The 6,879-nt window shown below is 31.6% G+C and carries 8 protein-coding genes and 1 pseudogene; 6 read left to right on the plus strand and 3 right to left on the minus strand.

The window, feature by feature from the left end; genetic code table 11:
* Positions 1 to 114: 114 nt before the first annotated feature.
* From tsaD to ACIQ0M_RS05190, 6 genes are read left to right on the plus strand one after another with little or no spacing between them, the layout of a single operon-like run.
* On the plus strand, positions 115 to 1,137 hold the full coding sequence (gene tsaD / locus ACIQ0M_RS05165) for a tRNA (adenosine(37)-N6)-threonylcarbamoyltransferase complex transferase subunit TsaD (RefSeq protein ID WP_396150411.1): 1,023 nt from the start codon (positions 115 to 117) through the stop codon (positions 1,135 to 1,137).
* Entirely contained in the window at positions 1,137 to 1,841 is a 705-nt protein-coding gene (locus ACIQ0M_RS05170) for a 16S rRNA (uracil(1498)-N(3))-methyltransferase (protein ID WP_396150413.1), read from the plus strand. The genes tsaD and ACIQ0M_RS05170 overlap by 1 nt, the downstream gene beginning before the upstream one ends.
* A 4-nt stretch (positions 1,842 to 1,845) precedes the next feature.
* The gene (locus ACIQ0M_RS05175; RefSeq protein ID WP_396150415.1) at positions 1,846 to 2,484 is read left to right on the plus strand and encodes a DUF4159 domain-containing protein; all 639 of its coding nucleotides are present in this window, start codon (positions 1,846 to 1,848) and stop codon (positions 2,482 to 2,484) included.
* Between the two features lie 26 nt (positions 2,485 to 2,510).
* The gene (locus ACIQ0M_RS05180) at positions 2,511 to 3,599 is read left to right on the plus strand and encodes an AI-2E family transporter (RefSeq protein WP_396150417.1); all 1,089 of its coding nucleotides are present in this window, start codon (positions 2,511 to 2,513) and stop codon (positions 3,597 to 3,599) included.
* A 6-nt stretch (positions 3,600 to 3,605) separates the two neighbouring features.
* On the plus strand, positions 3,606 to 4,790 hold the full coding sequence (locus ACIQ0M_RS05185) for a class I SAM-dependent methyltransferase (RefSeq protein WP_396150419.1): 1,185 nt from the start codon (positions 3,606 to 3,608) through the stop codon (positions 4,788 to 4,790).
* A 7-nt stretch (positions 4,791 to 4,797) separates the two neighbouring features.
* Positions 4,798 to 5,364, plus strand: a complete 567-nt coding sequence (locus ACIQ0M_RS05190) for a hypothetical protein (RefSeq protein ID WP_396150421.1) — start codon at positions 4,798 to 4,800, stop codon at positions 5,362 to 5,364.
* On the opposite strand, the gene ACIQ0M_RS05195 is transcribed toward ACIQ0M_RS05190, so the two are convergent.
* The 3 genes and pseudogenes from ACIQ0M_RS05195 to ACIQ0M_RS05205 form a co-directional block, all read right to left on the minus strand.
* Positions 5,361 to 5,999 (minus strand): M15 family metallopeptidase, encoded by a 639-nt coding sequence (locus ACIQ0M_RS05195; protein ID WP_396150423.1) that lies wholly within the window; start codon positions 5,997 to 5,999, stop codon positions 5,361 to 5,363. The two genes, ACIQ0M_RS05190 and ACIQ0M_RS05195, sit on opposite strands and share 4 nt — an antisense overlap.
* Before the next feature lie 29 nt (positions 6,000 to 6,028).
* Positions 6,029 to 6,499, minus strand: coding sequence for a hypothetical protein (locus ACIQ0M_RS05200; protein WP_396150425.1), 471 nt, complete (start codon positions 6,497 to 6,499; stop codon positions 6,029 to 6,031).
* 269 nt (positions 6,500 to 6,768) lie between these two features.
* Positions 6,769 to 6,879: pseudogene (locus tag ACIQ0M_RS05205) on the minus strand (IS5 family transposase); the annotation flags it as partial.

Genomic DNA, 6,879 nt, shown 5'->3' on the forward strand with positions numbered 1-6,879 from the left:
TGCAAAAAAGCATACTTTTACAATCAACAAAAATAATTATTTTATGATTGAAAAATTTATTTCAATCACTCGAAAAATAATTAAAACAAATATATTCAAATTTCGTGCCTTTTTATGACAAATGATTCCGTTTATATTTTAGCTATTGAAAGTTCGTGCGACGATACAGCTGCTGCGGTGTTGAAAAACGATAAAGTGCTTTCCAATTTAGTTGCCAGACAAAGTATTCACGAGGAATATGGAGGTGTTGTTCCTGAGTTGGCTTCCCGTGCACATCAGCAAAATATTGTGCCCGTTGTGGATATGGCACTTAAAAAAGCAGGAATCAACAAAAATCAATTACACGGAATTGCTTTTACACAAGGACCGGGTTTAATGGGTTCGCTGTTGGTTGGCAGTTCATTTGCCAAATCGTTTTCGATGGCATTAGGTATTCCGCTTTTGGCTGTAAACCATATGCAGGCTCATATTTTGGCTCATTTTATTGATGAAGAAGGTTTTGATAAGCCGACTTTTCCATTTTTGGCTCTCACAATTTCCGGAGGTCATACACAAATTGTAAAAGTTTCCGGTTTTTTTGAAATGGAAATCATTGGCGAAACTACTGATGACGCAGTTGGCGAAGCGTTTGATAAAACTGCAAAAATACTAGGTCTACCCTATCCCGGCGGACCGCTCATTGACCAATTTGCAAAGGAAGGAAATCCGAAAGCTTTTCCTTTTACCAAACCAAAAGTGGATGGATTGAATTTCAGTTTTTCGGGGTTAAAGACACAAATTCTATATTTTGTGCAGAAAAATGTAGCCATCAATCCTAATTTTATTGAAGAAAATAAGGCAGATATTTGTGCTTCCGTTCAAAATATCATCATAAAAATTTTGATGGATAAATTAAAATTAGCTGTTGAAGAAACCGGAATCAATCAAATTGCCATTGGTGGTGGTGTTTCTGCTAATTCGGGAATACGAAATACATTAAAAGAAGCAGAAGCAAAATACGGCTGGAAAACGTATATTCCAAAATTTGAATATACCACTGATAATGCCGCCATGATTGGAATTGTTGGGTATCAAAAATATTTACATCATCAATTTGAAAATGCCTCGGTAGTTTCAAAAGCCAGAATTGAATTCTAATGCAATTATTTTATTTTAAAGATATAAATGAACATTTCACTTCTTTTTCATTTGATAAAGAGGAAAGCAAGCATATTGTAAAAGTTTTACGCAAAAACACAGGCGATATTTTATTTGTTACCAATGGATTAGGTGTTTTATTTAAGACTGAAATCGCAATCGCTTCGGATTCAAAATGCACTGTAACTATTCTTTCTTTTGAAAAACAACCACAACCGTCATTTCATTTGCATTTGGCGGTAGCTCCAACCAAAATGAATGACCGCTATGAATGGTTTTTAGAAAAAGCGACTGAAATAGGTATCCAAGAAATAACCCCAATTATTTGCGAACATTCTGAACGGAAAGTGATCAAAACAGGACGATTTGATAAAATATTACTTTCTGCGATGAAGCAATCCAATCAGTATTTTTTACCGATTTTGAATGAACCGATTCCCTTTAAAGAATTTGTAAAAAAACAAATTAACGGACAAAAATTCATTGCTCATTGTGAAGAAACAGATAAAAAAACGTTGAAATCAGTTTTAAAAACAAATGAAGATTGCACAATTTTAATTGGTCCCGAAGGCGATTTTTCTGTTAAAGAAATTGAAATCGCTTTAGAAAAACAATTTATTCCTATATCTTTAGGCAATACAAGACTGCGAACGGAAACAGCTGCTTTGGTAGCTTGTCATACAGTAGTTTTGATAAATGAATAATATTATGACGAAGAAAATTCTATTACTTTTTTTAATTGCTTTAACGTCAAACGCACAAGAAATCGCCCTTTTAAAATACAATGGCGGTGGCGATTGGTATGGAAATCCTACTTCGCTGCCTAATTTGATAAAGTTCTGTAATCAAAACATAAACACCAAAATAAAACCAAAACCGGCTACTGTTGAACCGGGAAGTTCCGATTTGTTTTCTTACCCTTTTGTGCATCTAACCGGACACGGAAACGTGGTTTTTAACGATAATGAGGTTCAAAATCTGAGGAATTATCTAACTTCGGGAGGGTTTTTACACATTGATGATAATTACGGAATGGACAAATACATCCGAAAAGAAATCAGAAAGATTTTTCCGAACAATGAGTTGGTTGAAATTCCGTCTACACATAAAATTTTTCAAGGTCCTTTTTCATTCCCAAACGGAATTCCAAAAATCCATGAACATGAAAAACAAAAACCGCAAGCATTTGGTATTTTTATTGAAGGACGATTAGCTTTAGTTTATACTTTTGAAACGGATTTAGGCGACGGTTGGGAAGATGAAGAAGTACACAATAATCCTAAAGAAGTAAGAGAAAAAGCGTTGAAAATGGGAGCTAATCTAGTTCACTATGTATTTGTAAATTGATTGATTAATTAAAAAATAATACAAAAATGACTTCTAAAACATTATCAAACGGCATTTTAAGAGCCATTGGAACAATTTTACTTATTGCTTTGGGAGCTTGGTTTTTGTATGCCATTCAATCAATCATAATTTACTTGGTTGTTTCTTTAATTCTAACGCTGATTTGTAATCCGGTTGTAGAATTGTTAAAAAAGAAATGTAGGTTTAATAATACTTGGGCAGTAATCACAACAATGATTTTACTTCTTATTTTGGTAGCATTGTTTATTTTGATGTTTGTTCCGCTAATAGCTTCCCAGGCACGAAGTTTGTCACTTTTAAACACTGAATCTATTGAAGAAAAAGTCATGCTGCTATACAATGATTTGAATTTGTATTTACTTGACCATGGTATTCTAGTGCAAGATCTTTTCAAAGATATTGACATTGCATCCTACTTGAATATGAATTTTATTCCTTCTTTTTTTAATGGAATTTTGTCAACAATAAGCTCAATTGGTATTGGCGTTGCTTCCGTTTTATTCATCACTTTTTTCTTTTTAAAGGACAAGGTCACTTTTTTAGTTGGTGCAAAAAAAATTATACCAGATAACCATGAAATTGAAACCTTAAATTCTATTGCTAAAATTAATGATTTATTAACTCGATATTTTATCGGTTTAATTTTTCAACTTATGATTGTTTTCATTTTATATTATGTTGTTTTGCTAATTTTTGGTGTTGAAAATGCTTTAATCATAGCTTTTATTTGTGCTGTTTTAAACATTATACCATATGTTGGTCCTTTAATTAGTAGTGTTTTGGCAGCTTCTCTAGCAATGATTGGCGGAATTGGTGGCGATTTTCAAACAGAAATTTTACCGACAGCATTATATGTTTTAATAGGTTTTTACATCGTTCAATTGATTGATAATAACATTAGTCAACCATTGATCTTTTCAAATAGTACAAAATCTCATCCTTTAGAAATTTTTTTAGTCATTTTAACAGCAGGGTTTATTTCGGGTATTCTTGGGATGATAGTTGCAGTTCCACTTTATACAATTATAAAAGTTGTTGCAAAAGAATTTTTTCCTGATTACAAAATCGTTCAAGTACTCACTAGAAAATTATAATTAACCTTGAAAAATTTTGATTTTTTAACTATTGAAGAGGTTCAATTTTTTATAGAAAATAATTTAAGTAAAAATGTCTCAAAATTAGCTTTACAAAAAAATCCGTTTCCCGATTTAGATTGGAAGGAAATTCTCAATCAAATTGATGCAAAAAGGAAAGCAAAAGATAAGTTACCTACTTGGTTTTCTTCAGCAACTATTATTTATCCAAGTAAAATTTCTGTAGAACAAACTTCATCAGAAAAAACGGCTTCGTATAAGTCAAAACTCATTTCTGGCAGAAAAATTATTGATTTAACCGGAGGTTTTGGGGTTGATGCTTATTACTTTTCAAAGCAGTTTGAAAAAGTTGTACATTGTGAACATAATCCGGAATTGTCTGAAATTGTAAAGCATAATTTTAGTCAGTTAAATGCTGAAAATATTGAATGCTTTTCCGGTGAAAGTGAAGCCATTCTAGAAGTTCTCAATGAACAATTTGATTGGATTTATATCGATCCATCCCGAAGAAATGATGCCAAAGGAAAAGTTTTTATGCTCCGTGATTGTGAACCAAATGTACCCGATTTACTTGATTTGTATTTTAACTATTCATCTAAAATCCTTATAAAAACGGCTCCTCTACTCGACTTAACTGCAGGTTTGAAAGAGTTAAAAAATGTTTCAGTCATTCATATTGTAGCCTTGGAAAATGAAGTGAAAGAATTACTCTGGGAAATTCATCAAGGATTTGAGAGGAATCCGGAAATCAAAACTGTAAATCTAACCAAAAGTAAAGAGGAGAGTTTTGAATTTAATTTAGGTGAAAACAACATTAAAATAAATTACGCTGAACCGGAAAAGTTTCTTTTTGAGCCTAATGCTGCCATTATGAAATCTGGTGGTTTTGATGAAGTTGCGTTTCAGTTTAATTTAAAAAAGCTTCATCCTCATTCACATTTATACACTTCCAATGAAAAAATTGATTTTTGTGGCAGAGTTTTTGAAATTAAAGCTGTATTTCCATATCAAAAAAAGGAAATGAAGTTGCATTTAGAAAAAAAAAAAGCCAACATAACGAGTAGAAATTTTCCGGAATCAGTGGAAACCATCCGAAAAAAATGGAGAATTAAAGAGGGTGGAAACTTATATACTTTCTTTACAACTGACTTAAAAAACAACAAAATTGTGTTACTTTGCACCAAAATTTAATAAACCCATGAAATTCTTATTTTTCTGCTTTTTCTTTTTGTTTTTTTTATCAACTCAAGCTCAAAAAAGATGTGAATACGATGTGGAAGTGAATGATAGTATTGGCACACTGAAAACCACGAAAGAGTTTTTAATGCACGAAAGAAGATTTGGAAACAATGAAAGTTATGTTTTTTTTTCATTATCGAACGATAATGGAACACCGGTTTTGAATTTTCAGTTGGTACACAAAAACAGTGATTTCATCAAAGCCTACTGCATTGATGCAAAAACAAAATTATTCCTTCAGTTAGAAAACGGAAAAATTATAACATTTCTCCACACCGATGTTGAAAATTGCGGCAGTTTTATGCGAAATGACGAGAGAAATGTACGCATATTATCAGCAAATTTTTTGTTCATGAAAAATAATTACGACGATTTAAAAACAAGTCCGGTCGTTTCGATGCGAGTAAAATATACCACAGAAACTGTTGATTATATCATCAAAAAAGAAATGCAATCGGAATTATTAAATCAGTTCAGTCGTCCGCAAAATTATTTTATGGATTATCTCCATTGCGTTGAAAATTAATAACAATCCCACTTGAAATTAGATACTTTATCGTTTTCATCCGTAACAAGGTTGTAATGCCACCATTCAGATTGAAACACTTTAAAGGAAAAGCTTTCCATAACTTCTCTCAATAACTTTCTGTTTTTAAGTACTTCTTCAGAAAGATTTTTATACGTGTGTGCCGCTTCTTTTCCGAAATGATCAAAAGAGGTTCCCATATCAAGCTCTACACCATTTTTATCTACTAAAGTGATATCAACCGCCCCACCTCTATTGTGAATAGAGCCTTTCTTTGGATCGGCTACGTAAATCGGATTAGGAACGATTGTCCACATCTTTTTTTGAACATCTAATGGCCTATAACAGTCGAATAATTTAATGGTATAACCCATTTTTTTAAACTTATCATTGGCTTCAATTAGTTTTTTTACAGTTTTATAACGCAAAAAACATTCGGCACAATCATATACTTTGGCTTTTAGAAAATTATTTTCGGTGGCATACCGCAAATCATAAACAAATTCATTTGAAAAATCGTTTAGCCTGACAAATGTAGAATCATCAATCGATTGACTGAGTTGAACTTCTTTTATTTCTTGTCCAAAAGAAGTAAAATAGGTAGCGATTAAAAAGAAGTTTAAAATTCGAAACATTAGTTTTTTTTCGAATAAATATAATAAAATTATTCTAAAAACTCTGACCAGTAAATATGAATCAATTCTTTATGTTGCTCATAAAATAATTGGGCTTTTTCTCTGGAACGAAAAGCTAAAAATTGCGGCAGAACGGCAACACCATAATAAGGAGTAAATTCTCCATCTTTAATTTGGGGAAAAATAGCGTAATTATCCAATTGATTGCTCCAACCGCTAAAATAGGATTTAAGTAACTGAGACAATTGAGCTTTAGCTAGAGTTGATTTTGCTTGATTTTCGGTAACAAAAACATTTTTGTTTTCTTCGTTTACAGGACGATTTTCGTAGGCTTCAATGTTTGAAAAACTATCAATATAAAAGCCACTTACCTCATTTAAATCCATCCAGCTTTTTAATAGCTTCGGATTTTCTTCGAGGTATTTCTTTAAAGCTCCAATCTCATCAAGATTTTTCTTCTGTTGAAGTTCCAGAGCATTCAAACGGTTAATTATATTCAATTTTTCTTCAGGTGTCATCGGTACAACCTTATCTAATCCGTAAAAAATTGTATGCAGTAGTTGGGGCTACTTACAAATACTTTATAAAAAGCTCCGAAAGGTATGATTTTATTGGGAAAAGTAATCAATCAAAGGTGTAAAAAGTAAAAAAAATCGTTGAAAAGTCAACTATAGTCTCATTATCAATAATTTATGCAATAAAATTTCGAAATCTATTTGAAATTAAAGTAACAAAAGTATAATTAATAAATTTTGTTTAATGAAGTCGTTTAAACTTTTATTTTATTAAATTTTTTTAGTGCAATTATTATGAAAGCTAGATAATTAAAGCCTAACCAGCTATCTATTGTTGTGTCAAATCTATTGAGTAACGACCTAAA

It is taken from the genome of Flavobacterium sp., from assembly GCF_044339515.1.
Taxonomy (GTDB): Bacteria; Bacteroidota; Bacteroidia; order Flavobacteriales; family Flavobacteriaceae; genus Flavobacterium.